The organism is Vibrio sp. D54 (assembly GCF_021728075.1).
GTDB lineage: Bacteria > Pseudomonadota > Gammaproteobacteria > Enterobacterales > Vibrionaceae > Vibrio > Vibrio alginolyticus.
In genome coordinates, this window is the sequence record NZ_JAKKCS010000005.1 from 132084 (window position 1) to 147266 (window position 15183).

At 44.9% G+C, this 15183-nt stretch carries 13 protein-coding genes; 2 read left to right on the forward strand and 11 right to left on the reverse strand.

Translation table 11 applies throughout. The features are described 5' to 3' along the window. Nucleotides 1-169: 169 nt before the first annotated feature. The 11 genes from trmH to L3V37_RS09085 all read right to left on the reverse strand — a co-directional run bounded on the left by trmH (nucleotide 170) and on the right by L3V37_RS09085 (nucleotide 12266). Complete coding sequence (gene trmH, locus L3V37_RS09035; RefSeq protein ID WP_237306187.1) at nucleotides 170-853, reverse strand: tRNA (guanosine(18)-2'-O)-methyltransferase TrmH; 684 nt, start codon at nucleotides 851-853, stop codon at nucleotides 170-172. A 52-nt stretch (nucleotides 854-905) separates the two neighbouring features. Continuing rightward, a complete protein-coding gene (gene spoT, locus L3V37_RS09040; protein ID WP_005394948.1) occupies nucleotides 906-3026 on the reverse strand; it encodes a bifunctional GTP diphosphokinase/guanosine-3',5'-bis pyrophosphate 3'-pyrophosphohydrolase in 2121 nt (706 codons plus the stop codon). A gap of 39 nt (nucleotides 3027-3065) precedes the next feature. Continuing rightward, nucleotides 3066-3338 carry a DNA-directed RNA polymerase subunit omega gene (gene rpoZ / locus L3V37_RS09045; protein ID WP_005379346.1) on the reverse strand — a complete coding sequence of 91 codons (273 nt, stop codon included), beginning with the start codon at nucleotides 3336-3338 and terminating at the stop codon, nucleotides 3066-3068. Between the two features lie 181 nt (nucleotides 3339-3519). Next, nucleotides 3520-4143: a guanylate kinase gene (gene gmk / locus L3V37_RS09050; RefSeq protein ID WP_237306188.1), complete on the reverse strand. Its 624-nt coding sequence runs from the start codon at nucleotides 4141-4143 to the stop codon at nucleotides 3520-3522. Nucleotides 4144-4627: 484 nt separating this feature from the next. Continuing rightward, nucleotides 4628-5842, reverse strand: coding sequence for a lipopolysaccharide assembly protein LapB (locus tag L3V37_RS09055; RefSeq protein ID WP_237306189.1), 1215 nt, complete (start codon nucleotides 5840-5842; stop codon nucleotides 4628-4630). Between the two features lie 11 nt (nucleotides 5843-5853). Then, complete coding sequence (locus tag L3V37_RS09060) at nucleotides 5854-6486, reverse strand: energy transducer TonB (protein ID WP_005394943.1); 633 nt, start codon at nucleotides 6484-6486, stop codon at nucleotides 5854-5856. 4 nt (nucleotides 6487-6490) lie between these two features. Beyond that, a complete protein-coding gene (locus tag L3V37_RS09065; protein WP_005379359.1) occupies nucleotides 6491-6898 on the reverse strand; it encodes a biopolymer transporter ExbD in 408 nt (135 codons plus the stop codon). A gap of 25 nt (nucleotides 6899-6923) precedes the next feature. Next, on the reverse strand, nucleotides 6924-7451 hold the full coding sequence (locus L3V37_RS09070) for a MotA/TolQ/ExbB proton channel family protein (protein ID WP_005379363.1): 528 nt from the start codon (nucleotides 7449-7451) through the stop codon (nucleotides 6924-6926). Nucleotides 7452-7460: 9 nt separating this feature from the next. Then, nucleotides 7461-8822: a MotA/TolQ/ExbB proton channel family protein gene (locus L3V37_RS09075; RefSeq protein WP_054574186.1), complete on the reverse strand. Its 1362-nt coding sequence runs from the start codon at nucleotides 8820-8822 to the stop codon at nucleotides 7461-7463. A 3-nt stretch (nucleotides 8823-8825) separates the two neighbouring features. Beyond that, nucleotides 8826-9590: a DUF3450 domain-containing protein gene (locus L3V37_RS09080; protein WP_237306190.1), complete on the reverse strand. Its 765-nt coding sequence runs from the start codon at nucleotides 9588-9590 to the stop codon at nucleotides 8826-8828. A 72-nt stretch (nucleotides 9591-9662) separates the two neighbouring features. Then, the gene (locus tag L3V37_RS09085; protein WP_237306191.1) at nucleotides 9663-12266 is read right to left on the reverse strand and encodes a TonB-dependent siderophore receptor; all 2604 of its coding nucleotides are present in this window, start codon (nucleotides 12264-12266) and stop codon (nucleotides 9663-9665) included. 820 nt (nucleotides 12267-13086) lie between these two features. Here L3V37_RS09085 and L3V37_RS09090 point away from each other — a divergent pair. Both L3V37_RS09090 and L3V37_RS09095 read left to right on the forward strand, forming a co-directional pair. Next, nucleotides 13087-14112, forward strand: coding sequence for an ABC transporter permease subunit (locus L3V37_RS09090; RefSeq protein ID WP_005379368.1), 1026 nt, complete (start codon nucleotides 13087-13089; stop codon nucleotides 14110-14112). A gap of 1 nt (nucleotide 14113) precedes the next feature. Further along, the gene (locus L3V37_RS09095) at nucleotides 14114-15157 is read left to right on the forward strand and encodes an ABC transporter permease (RefSeq protein ID WP_005379369.1); all 1044 of its coding nucleotides are present in this window, start codon (nucleotides 14114-14116) and stop codon (nucleotides 15155-15157) included. Nucleotides 15158-15183 lie beyond the last annotated feature (26 nt).

Consider the following 15183-nt stretch of genomic DNA (forward strand, 5'->3'; position numbering starts at 1 on the left):
TTAGTGTCATGATTTGACTGATAACCTATCATTCCGGGGAGCTTTAGCGACATCAGGATTCTATTTCCAACAAGTATGTCGCTGAAGTTAACACTATTAGCATCTGTATATTTGAGAATTAGATCCTGAACCACGCTCCTTCGCCGCTGTTTAGAATGACGAAAGTCTTTTACTTGCTTTGCATCTCTTGCCACCACGCGTCATCGGCGATGATTTGACCTTCTTCATCGAGTGGTGGGTAAACAAGCCCTTTTCGTTTCGCGACCTTTGCCAGAACAGGGTGACCACGTTCAAAGAGAATACGGTTGATTGTCTCTTTAGGCAGAGCGCTTTCTTCTCGGTCGTACATGCCTGCGGCTTCACGTTGACGTTGCGCTTCATACAAAATTACGGCACTGGCAACCGATACGTTTAGTGACTGCACCATACCCACCATCGGGATAATAATGTCTTGCTCGGCAAGCTGTTTGGCTTGCTCCGAAGCGCCAACCTTTTCGCTGCCTAAAATGATTGCCGTTGGTTTGGTGTAGTCGATTTCGCGAAAATCGACGGCGGTGTCCGAAAGATTGGTCACCAAAACCTGCATACCTTGCGCTTTGAGTTCGGTAATCGCAGTTTCAATCGAGTCGTGAGTATCCACTTCCACCCAGTTACGCGCGCCAGCTGAGGTATGGCTCAGCGTACGCATTTTATCAGGCCAAATGGCATGAACTTTGTGTAAACCTGTCGCGTCAGCGGTGCGGATCACGGCAGAGACGTTGTTTGGCTTATGCACTTCTTCGAGACAAAGTGTCAGATCAGTTTGGCGAGTTTTTAGGACTTGGTGAATGCGGTTGTAACGTTCTAGGTTCATATTTATTGAGGTATAAAAAATCGCCACCTAACAGAGTAGGTGGCGATAGAGGTTAGTTCTTTCTGCGTCTGACTCGGGTTGCTTGAGGCATTGCCTTAATCTTACGCATGATGCCAGCAAGGTGGACGCGATCTTTCGTTGTCAACAGCACAGTCACAGTGTATAGACGACCATCACGCTCTTCCGTTGAAAGACCATGAATGTTTGACCCTGTTTTCGAGATCACGTTGGTCAGTTCTGCAAGAGCACCTTGGTTGTTAAGCATGTCGACTTTAAGTTCAGCAATGAACTCTTTATCGTAGTCGTCAGACCAAGCGACAGCCATATAACGGTCTGGCTCTTTCTGATAACCGCGAACGTTTGGACATGTTTCTCGGTGAACCACTAAACCACGACCAGGCGATACGTGAGCAATAATGTGATCATCTGGGATTGGATGACAACAATTTGCAAACGTCAGCAATAAGCCTTCTGCGCCACGAATCGGAAGCTTCTTCTTCGAGTCCGTTGGGATTGAGCTTGTTGTCGTGAGCTCTTCGGTATCACCAAGGAGACGACGTGCAATCACAATGCTCATCAACTCACCCAAACCAATAGCAGCCAATAAATCATCGATGCTTTCTAGGCGAAGATCATTCAAGACTTCTTGGATATTTTCTGGATAAATTGAATCAATCGAGTGACGACCAAGTGCGTGATTAAGTAGGCGACGACCTAAAGTAATCGACTCTTCACGACGCATCGTTTTCAGTACTTGTCGAATCTTAGTGCGGGCACGAGAAGTCACGACATAGTTTAGCCATGCCGCATTCGGACGCGCACCAGGGGCACTGATAATTTCCACCGTCTGACCGTTTTTCAATGCCTTACTCAATGGGTAAGGGTTACGGTCAACACGAGCACCAACACAAGAGTTGCCTACATCGGTATGTACGGCATAGGCAAAGTCGACAGCCGTTGCGCCTAAAGGTAATTCAACGATACGACCTTTTGGTGTGAAGACGTAAATCTCATCTGGGAAAAGATCGGATTTTACGTTTTCAATGAATTCGAATGAGTTACCCGCGCTTTGTTGTAGTTCCAACAGGCTTTGCATCCAACGCTGAGCTTTCACTTGCGCAGTGGTGCCAGACTTGTCGCCTTTGTCTTTGTAAGACCAGTGTGCTGCGACACCTTTGTCCGCCATTTGATCCATATCTTCAGTACGGATCTGAACTTCAACAGGTACACCGTGTGGACCAACCATGGAAGTGTGTAGCGATTGGTAGCCGTTCGCCTTTGGTACCGCGATGTAATCTTTCATGCGACCAGGACGTGGCTTATACAAGCTGTGTACTTGGCCTAAAACGCGATAACAAGTATCAGCGGTATCAACAACGACTCGGAACGCATAGATATCCATGATGGTGTGAAAGCGCTGTTCTTTGGTTTTCATCTTGTTATAGATAGAGAACAGGTTTTTCTCACGACCAACGACGCGAGCATTCAAGCCGAAATCTTGCAGACGGCCTTCTATTTCGCTGTGAATGCGTTGGATCATCTCTTTACGATTACCACGTGCGGCTTTAACCACTTCTTTCAGTACGCGGTAGCGGTTGGGATATAGCGCCTCAAAGCCCAACTCTTCGAGTTCGGTTTTGATATTGTGAATACCAAGACGATGAGCGAGGGGCGCGTAAATTTCTAACGTTTCACGAGCAATACGACGCTTTTTATCTGGTCGAAGCGCGCCAAGCGTACGCATGTTGTGCGTGCGATCAGCCAGTTTGATCAGAATGACGCGGATATCTTGCACCATGGCCAGAACCATCTTACGAAAGTTCTCAGCCTGAGCCTCTTTCCTATCGCGGAATTTGAGTTTGTCCAGTTTAGAGACACCATCAACCAATTCTGCGACAGTGTTGCCGAATTTCTCTTCGAGATCTTCTTTGGTTACATCACAGTCTTCAATGACGTCATGCAGCAAAGCAGCTTGGAGGGTTTCGATATCAAGGCGCATTTCGGCCAAGATACGAGCCACAGCGACAGGGTGGATGATGTATGGTTCACCGCTAGAGCGGGTTTGCCCTTCATGGGCATCTCTCGCTACCACATAAGATTGACGCAGAGCCTCAATCTGAGGCTCTGTTAGGTATTCTTGGGCAACGTCTTTGAGGCTATCGAATAGATACAAATTATAGGCCCGGGAGGTTGTTGAATTCTAAAGTCAGAATTAACGGTTGTGAGCGATGCTGCTTACTGCCGCTAGCTCTGCCGCTTCTTGCTCTTGCTGCTCTTGACGTTCACGAGCGTCTAGAACTTCTTTAGTAATTAAACCTTCTTCGATTTCGCGTAGAGCGATAACCGTTGGCTTATCGTTCTCTTCTGGCACTAGTGCATCTTTACCGCCAGTTTGCATTTGACGAGCGCGGCGAGCCGCAATCAGTACTAGGTCGAAACGGTTGCCAACTTTTTCAACAGCGTCTTGAACAGTTACGCGTGCCATGAGGACTCCAAATAGTTAACTAAAATTTTAGAATGACGAGAAAGTATACAACCTAACTACTTTATTTACTAGCAATTAGACAAGCCACCGTTTGTGGACTTTCTCAGGTAGTTTATTGTGTTTTTCGCACTGGGCAAAAAACGGGAAATTCTTTATGTTTTACAGCGTGACTTTTTTGAAGTTACTCTGCTAACAACGCGTCAAGCATACCTTTATATTTAGCAGCTTGCTTTTCTTCCTTCAATCTCTCTGCGCGTAAGATGGCTTTAAAGTCCATCAAAGCGGTATCAAAATCGTCGTTTACGATCACGTAGTCGTATTCGTTGTAATGAGAGATTTCCGACTTGGCTTCAGCCATACGTTTTGCGATCACTTCATCGCTATCTTGACCACGAGTGTTCAAGCGACGCTCTAGCTCACCGTTTGATGGTGGCAGGATGAAGATGCTTTTGGCTTCAGGCATTTGCTCACGGATTTGACGTGCGCCTTGCCAGTCGATATCTAGAAAAACGTCGATACCTTTATTTAGCGTTTCTTCAATCCATACACGAGATGTACCGTAATAATAACCAAACACTTCTGCGTATTCTAGGAAGTCACCTTTAGCGATCAGGGCTTCAAACTCATCTTTCGCTACAAAATGGTAGTGGACACCATTTTCTTCACCAGGTCGCATGTTGCGCGTGGTGTGAGACACAGACACTTTCATTGCGTAGGTTGGGTTGCGTTCCAACATCGCTGAGATCAAGCTAGATTTACCTGCGCCGCTAGGTGCAGATACGATATAGAGAGTACCTTTGCCCATTGTACTGTTCCACTTTTGATTGGATTGATTGAGTGCCGAAGGAAAGTTCGACATTCTTATAACGATAGCACTGGCATTGAGAAATCAACCACCAAAGGGGTGGATATTGGTGATAATCCCGCCAGAAAAATGGAGGCGAAGAGTATCATGATCTCTATTTTGTTACCAGTTGATCTTTCTGTCTGTGATCGTCTCTGATGAAATAGTTACTTACGCCAGAGTGTTCCTAAACAGCGAAGAAGGAGCGTGATACAGGACTTACCATCCGCGCACTCTGTTATTAAAACCATTTCTACAACCGTTTAGTGTGCTGATTTTAGGTTTAGAGTCCCGATTTGGCTTGCGTGAGTGACTCTGGTTAAAAATAGGGGTTAATAAAGATAAAACGGAAAAAAGGGGAAGCTTTCACTTCCCCAGGCGTGCGACTGACTCACACTTAATCTTCGGAACAACTTTACCGTTGCACGTTGCTACTTTTCAGCGACTAGCCTTGTGACTCTAAGAAGTTTATCCAAGGGTCAGCTACCGCTTTCATATCAGGTGATTGAGCAGCACTCTTCATTGCTTTAAGGGCATTACTTGGCTGGTTGAGCTCAAAATAAGCCATCCCTCGAATGTAGTTCAGTTCACCTTTATCATCACGTTTGGCGTCAGCAGCTGCATTCTTCGCAAACTTGGCTGCTGCAGAGTACTGCTTATCCAAGATCATCAAACGAGCAATCTTGATCTGCGTTTTGGCTTTTGGTGCTAATTGGTAAGCCGCTACATAGGTTTCAATCGACTTATCCAGCTCTTGAGCTTGTTGCCAGAAAGATGCTAGCTTTTCTAAGTTTTCAGCATTGCGCTCAACATGACCTTCTTCCATCGACGTTTGCATTATTTTAGCCGCACGGAAAGGTACACCTTGATAAGCTTGGAAGTTTACTAAACGTAGATACTCTTTCTCTCCCTCTAAAAGACCCATTTTATGGGCCATTTCTAAGGTCGAAAGGGCATTACGCTCTTGCTTGAGTTCCATGTAAATGCCAGACAATTGAGTCCAGTAACGCTTATTTTTCGGGTACTTAGTGGTTAAGATTTTTAGCACGCCAGCAACATTTTTGAATTGCTTTAATTCATAGTGAGCAGACATCAACAGTTGATACCAAGATTCACTAGGGTTCTTTGTCATTGCAATTGCCTTTTTGGTTGGCGGAATTGCGTTGCGATAATCTTCTAGTTGAATGTAAGCACTTGCCAATGTGATATAAGCATGTGCTTGAGGTTTTTCCTCTGTTGTTTCAGCAATCTTGAACCACTCGTTCATTGTATTAACGGATTTCTTAAATTTGCCTTCTGCTAGATAAAGTTGTGCAAGGCTATAACGAACCTGTTGAGCTACGGGTACTGGCAAAGCATCTAACTTGAGTGCTTCAGTAAAGTATTTCGCTGCTTTTGGGTAATCGTCCTTTAAAGAATACAGAAAGCCCATCTGTTGTAGTAATACGGCACGGTCGTATTTCTTTTTCTTGGTACTTCCCAAGGCAGAGTTCAGTTTAGAGATAGCATCCGAGTATTTCTCAGTTGCAATCAGTTCCTGAACTTTGTTCACGGTTCGGAATGTTCTGTCAGACAACTCAGGAGTATTGGCAAAAGCAGGCGCGCCATATGCGCCTGAGATAAACACCAGAGAAGCCAACAACTTAGTATATGCTTTCATATTGCGACTCCTTAGTTCGTAGAGAACTCGATTTCCTGAGAAAGACGAGAGCTAACCGCTTGGCCATCAACCATTTTTGGTTTGAAAGTCCACTTTGATACAGTTTTCTTCGCCGCTTTACCCAAGCCCAACTTACGTGGAGATTCTTTTAAGACTTTGACGTCTTGTACGCCACCACGTTCGTTAACCGTAAACTCTACGAGTACGATACCTTTTTCTAATCCCGATCTCGCTGCTTTACGAGGCATTTGAGGCTGGAATGTCGCAAGAGGAACTGGGCCTCCGCTACCTGCCAACTTAGCACCACCACCTTGGGTGTAGTGTCCAAGCACTGAACCACCGGTTACGTTAACTGGAAGATCAAGTTTTGGCATGTCCATTGGGATTTGATCCATCACCGGTTTTACCGTTGCCGTTACCTTCATTTCTGGCGGTGGTGGCGGACGCTTAGGCGGTGGTGGCTTTGGAAGTTCGCGTTTTTTCTCCTGTATTTTTTCGTCTGGTTTAATGCGAATAAACTCGACCATACGCAGGTCATCATTCGACACTAACTCGTGGCGCTCTTTGTTTACTAGCTTGTCCATCCCCCAGAACAACCCGAGGGAGACAATGAGCGCCAGTGCAATTGAGGCCAGATACCGCATAAGCTTAATCCTTATTGGTTGCGGCAATGGAGATGCTTTCTACACCTGCCATTTTGATCTGGTCCATAACCTTCACGACTACGCCAGCATTTGCTTCTGTGTCGGCTTGGATAACAACTGCGCCATCAGGGCTTTCTGCACGAAGACGTTCAATATTCGCGCGAACCGCGTCCACTTCGATGCGACGTTTATCAACCCAAACATCACCCGCCGCACCAACTGCGACCATGATGTTACCTTTTTTCACGGTTTGCGCAGAGCTTGCCGTCGGGCGGTTTACTTCTAGACCAGCTTCTTTTACGAACGATGTTGTTACGATAAAGAAGATCAACATGATGAATACGATGTCGAGCATCGGTGTCATATCGATAGCGGTTTCATCACTGCTATCACTGCTATAGCGTCTTTTCATGACCTATACCTCTAATTCCATTTACTCAGGCAATATGCTTTAGCTTATCTTCCAGCTTTTGCGTTGTGACTTTGGCTAAATGATCAAGACGTGAACTAAAGAACAGTCCTGATAGAGAAGCCACCATCCCGGCTAAAGTTGGGATTGTTGCCTTTGAGATCCCCGAGGCCATTGCTCGAGGGCTTCCTGTTCCTGTTACCGCTAAGATGTCGAATACTTGGATCATGCCAACAACGGTGCCGAGCAAACCCAGTAAGGGACAAAGCGCAATCAATACTTTCACGATTGGCAGGCCCTTTTTATTCTCAATGTCCTGACGAGAAACAATTTCTTGTCGGATCATCTTAGCGTTCCAGCTCTGGTGCTCTGATCGCCCCTGCCATGAGCCAACGGCTTTTTTCATGGCTTTTGGAGCGACGGCAGCAAAATAGAACCAACGTTCTAACAATACTGCCCAAAGCATAAAGCTGAGGATGAAGATGGCGACGAGTACATCGCCACCCATTCCCAAGAAGCGCCTAATTGATTCAAGTTCTCCAACTAACCACCACATAACGCCTCCTTAGCTTTCGGCTTTATGTAGTTTTTCCTGATAGCGAGCGATGAAGCCTGCACTCTGTTCTTCAAGAGTTTGAACCAAACGACGACCTTTACTGTGTACGATGGTGTAAAGGAACAGCAATGGAATTGCGACAACCAGACCTAGCATCGTAGTAACAAGTGCTTCAGAGATACCGCCAGCCATTAGCTTAGGATCACCTGTACCAAATAGTGTGATTGCTTGGAACGTACCGATCATACCCATAACCGTACCCAGTAGACCTAGAAGTGGTGCTACAGAAGCGAACAGTTTGATTGAGCTGATAAAGCGTTCAATGCTCGGTGCGTTACGTAGGATGATTTCGTCCAGTTTCGCTTCAAGATCTTCAAGGTTGTCACCTTTGTGTTCTTGGTAAGCTTGGATAACTTCACCCAGAGGGTTACCAGGAATCACGGTTTCTGATTTCGCTTGCTTACGCATTTTACCGCCAATCACTTGAAGGCGTAGGAAGCAAACTAGAGCAATGATAGCGCCAACTGCACCCATACCAAGGATGACGTAACCTACAATGCCACCTTGATCAATACGTTCTTGAACGGTAGGGCTTTGTACAAGTAGAGACAGAATTACACCACGGGATGGGTCAATAAACAGTGGCTCATAGCTGTTTGACGCTGACTCAAAGCCCGCAACATGACGTGTAATATTGGTGCGAGGCTGTCGAGAGAGTTCTTCGAACTTACCTGTTTGAGGTACATAAGTAACGTACTTACCATCGGCAATCGCGTTAAATTCACCGACAAGAGTAACATCGCGAACCGCTTCTTTACCTTCGCCATAAACAACCGTTGCTTGGGTTGTTGCTGTCTCGCCTGAGGCAACCACTTGTTGAAGAATGGTATGCCAGAATGCTTCTAGCTCTTGTGTTGATGGCAGTTCTTTGCTTTCAGCCAGTTTCGTTAGTAGAGCGTCACGCTCTGGGAACTGAACAGCGTTTTGAGAGGCAGCAAATAAACCCTTAAACTCGCCCGCATATTGGCGGACCACACCAAACATTTCGCCCAAAGTACCAGAGCGAACACGTAAGGTTTCTGTTAGTTCAGTCAGCTGCTTATCGTTTTCATCAAATGTCGCTTTAAGTTGATCGCCCAGTGCTTGCTGCGCAGCTAGCTCTTCACGAGCCTGTTGCAATAATGCCGCTTGCTTATCGCGATTGTTCTTGAACTCAGCTTCACGGGCTTTGTTCTCTTTTGACTCAACGATGCTTTCTGATTTTACGTTTTTGAGTAGTTCAGATAGGTTTTTAGGCGTTTCTGCTTGTACGCCTGAAGCCATAAATAAGCTCGCTAGTAGACCAGCGGCTAGAGTTTTGAATCCTTTCATCTCTTATTCCTCCCCAGCAAATACAGGCAGTTTGATTAGCGCTGGTGGCGCTTGCTTCTTCGCGATACGAAGGCCTTGCTGTACCGCGATGCGGTAGCTTTCTGGTAATGTTTCCCATTGACGTGTTTGTTGGTTCCACATACCTGTCTCACCACCGTCTGGAGATTGGAATAGAAGTGCTGTGCGACCAATACGTAGGAAATCGTAAGTCACGGTTTCACCATTTCGGTCTAGGCTAGCTTTGTAAGATTCGATTGAGCGAGAGAAGCCTTCTTCAATTTGGTACGCTTCCATCACTTTACGGAATTTCTCTGAAGTTGTTACGTCGGCGCGATCCATGAGACGACGCAGTTCTTGAACTCGCTTATTACGCTCTTTTTTCTGGAAAGGCAGATCGAGAGTCACAAACTCGTCGAGTGCATCGATCATTTTTAATGTAAGTGGCACCACTTCTGTTGCCGTTTGATCGATTTGAGCAATTTGGTTATTTAATGAGTCCAATTCGCCTTGCTGCGATTGAACCATACGGTTAATTTGCTCGTTGTAGACTTTCATACTGTCGATTTGACGAAGTAAGCCTTTGTATTCTGCCAACATGCCTTCGGTGCTTTCGGCATAGTTGTCGATTTTTTGTTGCGAAGCCTGTGAAGACTTCGTTGCTTTTGCTTGGTTGGCGACGACGGTTCCAGAGTCAGCAGCCGCCGCTGCTCCACTTACCGTGAGAATCGCGGCAGTTACTGCACTTACGCCAAATTCCTTTAACGTCATAGTAGCATCCTTGTTAGTGTATAAAGTCAGTCGAATAGGGCGCAGGAAAGATACCTGCGCCAAAGGTTTTGATTAAAAGTTTTGAGAGTATTTCAAGAAGTAAACGCGGCCTTGAATGCTGTATAACTCTTCATCGTAAGTCACACCATCAGCTTCAAAAGCAGGGTCTTCGTCTGTTAGGTTACGCACACCTGCAGTAAACTTAGCATCCCATGGGGCTAAGTAGTTATATGCAATGTTCCATGTGGTTTGTGAAGATATATGGCCGATTTTTTTGTAGTCATCGTCAACATCTTGTGCCTGATCTGCAATGTGGTCTGCAGATAGATAGATGTCATGATCTTCTAGGAAGCTCAAGCCAACACCTGTATTGAAGCGGTACTCAGGCATGCCGTTACGACCTACTTGGTTGTTAACAGGGCCACCTACATATTCAGGCTGGCTAAAGTCTAAAACGTAGCTTCCCATGAAATCGTATCTAACAGTTGCATAATTAAAGTCATAGCGATATCCCAATTTCAAGTCTATGCCCGATGTATCAAGCGTTCCAAGGTTCTGAAGGCCTGCTGTCGCTTCGATAATCCGATCATTAGCATCACGAACAATATTTGGGTTTTTATTGCCAGAGCTACGCTCTTCGTCAATCATGCTTTGTAGCGTATTTAGAGTAATTACATCATCAATGCTAATGTTGTAATAATCCATTGTTACATCTAGATCTTCTATTGGTGAGAAACTTACACCAAAGTTAAATGATACAGATTTTTCTGCATCAAGATCTTCATTTGATGTTCGAGTCACATCGTATTGTGTTTCTGGACAATCTGCATATGAAATGCCATTTTGCGCACAGTAGGTGTAATCTTTCGCAAAGTCTGAAGAGTAGCTGTCTGCAGCATAAAGATCTGATAGTGTCGGAGCTCGGAAGCCAAGGCCAGCGCCTGCGCGGAACATCAAGTTATCGAGTGGTTGGTAACGGAAAGATACTTTTGGTGATACTTCGTGCCCGAAGTCGCTGTAGTGGTCGTAACGAGCCGCTAGGTTCATTTCCAGCTCGTCAGTAAACGCGATCAAAGATTCAGCATAAAGAGCGTATGTTTCACGATCTCCACCAGCAGAGTTACCTGCACTACCAATAATGTTACCTGCCTCACTTTGAGGGTCATATTTATCGAAGTAATCGTAGGTAGTAAATTCTGCACCGACATAGAGAGGAATTAGCACATCACCAACTTCCGCTACATCAAATTGAAGGCCACCAAAGAACTGATGCATTTCCATTTGAGTTTCTCGGCTTGTACCTGCAGAAAGCAGGCTTGTCGCGTCTGAACTAAACTCACCGTTTGCAAACTGACCAGACTCAACCAGTTGTGATGCTGCTGAACCAAATACGTAGCCAGTACCTAATTCTGAACTGTTAGAGAAGTTTAGGTGATATCCCGTTTCCCAAATAACATCACCCAAAGTGTCTGTGTAAAGTGTGCCATCTAGACCTGCTTTGAAATCTGCTTGGAAGTCTTTAACGTTGTTGTCACGCGTTCCTACATTGTTGAAACGGTAGTATACAGATGCTGGGCCTGCCGTTGGATCTAAGCCATTCTCCGCAAAGAAATCTGCGCCGCCATCTGTATTCGGATCTACAGAGAAGATGCCTGCTGCTGGAGCGAAACGACTGAAACTTTCGTTACGGTTTAAAAGCATTTGAGCATTGAAGGTAGTATCTTCAGTTACGAAAATATTACCGTTTACGAATACAGTATTTCGTTCTAGAGAAGCTGTTTGAGCAGCTTCTGACGTGTAGTCATAACCGCAGATATCCCCAAGACCAGGGTAGTTTGTTAGACCAACAAACCCTTTAGATGGGTCACATGATGCGTCAGTATTATAGCCGTTTAGTGCTTTTAACTGACCATCATGGTAGACGTTACGACCGTAGATACTAACGCCAGACATGTCGAAGTAGTTTGCGGAATCGGTGTTTGTTGAGCTGAGGTAATCACGATCGCGTTGATAAATTTCATCTTTACTGTCATGTTCAAATGAGAACATGATGTTTCCTTTTTCTCCACTAGTGCCCATGACTAGGGCAACGTTTTTCTCATCACCACCTTCTTGGCTTGGGATACCAGAACCAACGGTTACATTAATGCCGTCAAACTCTTCTTTCAGAATAATATTTACAACACCAGCAACTGCATCAGAGCCGTATACTGCAGAGCCACCGTCTGCCATGACTTCTACACGTTCTACTATTGCTGATGGGATTACGTTAATATTTGCGGCACCACCACCCATAGCTGCAGAGCCAGGAAGACGTTTACCGTTAATTAGAACGAGAGTACGCTCAGAACCTAGACCTCTTAGAGAGATGGTCGCTTGGCTTTGTGCTGAGCTACCTGAACGCTCGCTGTGTGAACCGAATGAGTTGAAAGAGGACTTGCGTAATACATCTGCAATAGACACATCACCGGCACGTTCAATCTCGGCTCTGCCAATTACAGCTACTGGTGTGCTTCCTTCCATAGATGCGCGCGTTAGGCGCGAACCAGTAACCTTCATCTTTTGAAGTTTTTCAACTTGTTGCTCTTCTGCCAGTGCTGTTGCTGGGGCTGCAACTGCTGCTGTCCCCAAAGCAAGGCTTATCGCAACAGATAAAGCGGTTGTGTTTTTATACATCCTTGTTGCTCCGATTATTATTATTTCCTATGTCTGGCCGCATAGCGGCCAAATGTGACGTTAATATTTCGTTAACGTTCGGCCAATGTATAACCGAGATGAAAAAAGGAAGTCAAACCAGTGGTAAACGGGGATGCTTAAATGTAAAAAAGATGTGAATAACTGGGCTTTGTTAAAAAGGCGGAATAAAAAACCGAATAAAGTTTATGAATCGATATTAAATTTCAATAAAACACCGTATTTTGTGTTTCTTATAAACTTTAATGACTTATCTTGCCTATGGTTTTTTAGTGGGTAATTGAATCTGGAAAAAGATATTTTTCCAGTGAATTGTTCTGAGATGAGTTTTATATCGAATCCATACTTTGTTAGCTCGAACTTATTAGGTGGTATCAAAATAAGATACCCATTGCGGTTAAAGGGCTCACTCGTATTTTTAGGTCAAATATAACCTTGGATTATGTGTCTATTTATGTGTGTAGGGTGCATTTTTATGTAGGGTTTTGGCTCTAAACAGCCTAGATTGATATTCTGTATGAATTATTTTTGTGGTTTTTTATAATTTTTTACAAAAACATTTCTGTTTTTCGACATCGAAGGAAGTTTGTCATGTTTTGGTTTCAAACACTTGAAGCTGATGTGGATTCAAGATAAATATGACGCTGAAATTATTGCAGTAGTAGAAAAGTCTAGCTCTTGAGGCGCAGGGAGTGTGCTTCAACAGTTTTAGTTACTACGAGATAAATATGCACCATTTTGGGCGGAAAATATCCTCTTTCACTCCGTTTGAACTGGACAGTAGACAAGGAGCAAGTTGTATATGCTGTCGTACTTTTTACGCCGTTTGGCGTTGGTTATCCCAACGTTTCTCGGGATAACTATTCTCATCTTTGCTATCACTCGTTTCGTGCCTGGCGGACCTGTTGAACGCATGTTGTCACAAATGCAGTCCCAGGGGGACGGCGCCGCATCAATGACGTCTGCGGGTGGTAATACGGCCCTTTCTGACGATCAAATCGCGGAGCTGAATGCGTTTTATGGCCTGGATAAACCTGTAACGGAAGCGTACGTCGAGTGGTTAAGTCGTTTGGTAATGCTAGATCTTGGCGAGTCGACGCGTTACTACGAGCCTGTCTCGGACATGATCGCAGAGCGTTTGCCAGTGTCGTTGTTTTATGGCGGCATGACCTTCTTTATTAGTTATTTTATCTCGATTCCTCTTGGTTACTATAAGGCGCTCAAGCACGGTTCTGTGTTTGATTCCGCTTCTTCAGTACTCATTTTCGTAGGCTACGCGCTACCAGGTTATGTGGTGGGTGTATTGCTGATCACGTTATTTAGTTATCACTTGGAATGGTTTCCGATGGGAGGCTTTGTCGGCGATGACTTCGACGATTACGAAACCTTCTTTGAACGCACTAAAGACATTATGTGGCATGCGGTGTTGCCTTTGATCTGTTACCTCATTGGTGATTTTGCCACGCTGACGATGACAATGAAAAATAACCTGATGGAAAACCTTTCCTCAGATTACATCCGCACCGCAATTGCGAAAGGATTACCTTTCAAAAAAGCAGTTCGTAAGCACGCGTTGCGTAACAGCTTAATTCCAATCGCGAGTCACTTTGGTAACTCTTTGTTGTTCTTCATGACCGGTGCCTTCCTGATTGAAGTTATCTTCAATATTGATGGCATTGGCTTATTGGGTTACGAATCAATCATGGAGCGTGATTACCCTGTTGTTATGGGTATTGTCGCCATTAATGCGTTGTTACTGCTCATTGGTAACATCATTTCAGATATTTGTGTTGCTTTAGTCGACCCACGTGTGAAGTTTGGAGCGTAACATGATTAAAGTTAGTCCATTAACTCAAAAGAAAATTCGTCACTTTAAAGAGATCAAACGAGGCTATTGGTCGTTTGTTGCTCTTTCTATCATGTTGATCCTTTCTCTATTCGCCGAACTTTTGATCAACAGTAAAGCGCTAGTCGTCAAGTACGATGGTAGCTACTATTTTCCTGTTGTCAGTGACGTACGTTTAGGTAGCGAATTCGGCCAAGAGTCATCCAGTGAAGCCGATTATCGTGTACTGCAAAAAGCGTTTGAGGCTGAAGGGGGCGACAACTTTGTTATTTTGCCGCTTGTGCCGTGGAACCCATACGAACAAGATTTTAGTGGTGATTTCCCGCCAACAGCACCTAGTGCCGAAAATAAGCATTATTTAGGTACAGATGTGATAGGTCGCGATATTTTGGCGCGACTCGTCTACGGATTCAGAACGGCGATGGGATTTGCGTTGCTTACGATGGCCATTTCCTACGCGATCGGTACTGCAGTCGGTTGTGCTATGGGTTTTTGGGGCGGTAAATTTGACTTGTTTGTACAGCGACTTATCGAAATCTGGTCAATGGTCCCGTTTTTGTACGTCATTATGATTCTTGTTTCAATCGTTCAACCGACGTTTGCTCTCTTTGTCGCTATTAACGTGCTTTTCACTTGGATGGGGATGACATGGTACATGCGGACCATGACCTATAAAGAAGCGGCACGAGAATACGTAATGGCGGCACGTGCTTTAGGGGCATCGACCGGACGTATCTTGTTTAATCACATCTTGCCAAATACGATGGTGATGATTGTAACCCTAGCGCCTTTCACTATTGCAGCTAACATCACAGCACTGACTGCTCTCGATTACCTAGGCTTAGGCTTGATGCCACCAACGCCAAGTTGGGGTGAACTACTGCAACAAGGTAAGTCAAACTTAGATTCGCCATGGATTGTTGCGTCAGTAGTGACTTCTATTGTTCTGGTTCTGGTAATGGTGACCTTTATTGGTGAAGCCATTCGAGCGGCTTTCGACCCGAAAAAATTCACACGCTATGTTTAAGCGAGCATTGTGAGCAAAACATAAAA

Bases quoted from the DNA above. Each gene is read 5' to 3' on its own strand.
- L3V37_RS09065 (WP_005379359.1), bottom strand. From the start codon at position 6,898: ATGAAAAGACGCTATAGCAGTGATAGCAGTGATGAAACCGCTATCGAT.
- L3V37_RS09095 (WP_005379369.1), top strand. From the start codon at position 14,114: ATGATTAAAGTTAGTCCATTAACTCAAAAGAAAATTCGTCACTTTAAA.
- rpoZ (WP_005379346.1), bottom strand. From the start codon at position 3,338: ATGGCACGCGTAACTGTTCAAGACGCTGTTGAAAAAGTTGGCAACCGT.
- L3V37_RS09055 (WP_237306189.1), bottom strand. From the start codon at position 5,842: ATGAAAGCATATACTAAGTTGTTGGCTTCTCTGGTGTTTATCTCAGGC.
- L3V37_RS09075 (WP_054574186.1), bottom strand. From the start codon at position 8,822: ATGAAAGGATTCAAAACTCTAGCCGCTGGTCTACTAGCGAGCTTATTT.
- L3V37_RS09080 (WP_237306190.1), bottom strand. From the start codon at position 9,590: ATGACGTTAAAGGAATTTGGCGTAAGTGCAGTAACTGCCGCGATTCTC.
- trmH (WP_237306187.1), bottom strand. From the start codon at position 853: ATGAACCTAGAACGTTACAACCGCATTCACCAAGTCCTAAAAACTCGC.
- L3V37_RS09085 (WP_237306191.1), bottom strand. From the start codon at position 12,266: ATGTATAAAAACACAACCGCTTTATCTGTTGCGATAAGCCTTGCTTTG.
- L3V37_RS09070 (WP_005379363.1), bottom strand. From the start codon at position 7,451: ATGTGGTGGTTAGTTGGAGAACTTGAATCAATTAGGCGCTTCTTGGGA.
- gmk (WP_237306188.1), bottom strand. From the start codon at position 4,143: ATGGGCAAAGGTACTCTCTATATCGTATCTGCACCTAGCGGCGCAGGT.
- L3V37_RS09060 (WP_005394943.1), bottom strand. From the start codon at position 6,486: ATGCGGTATCTGGCCTCAATTGCACTGGCGCTCATTGTCTCCCTCGGG.
- L3V37_RS09090 (WP_005379368.1), top strand. From the start codon at position 13,087: ATGCTGTCGTACTTTTTACGCCGTTTGGCGTTGGTTATCCCAACGTTT.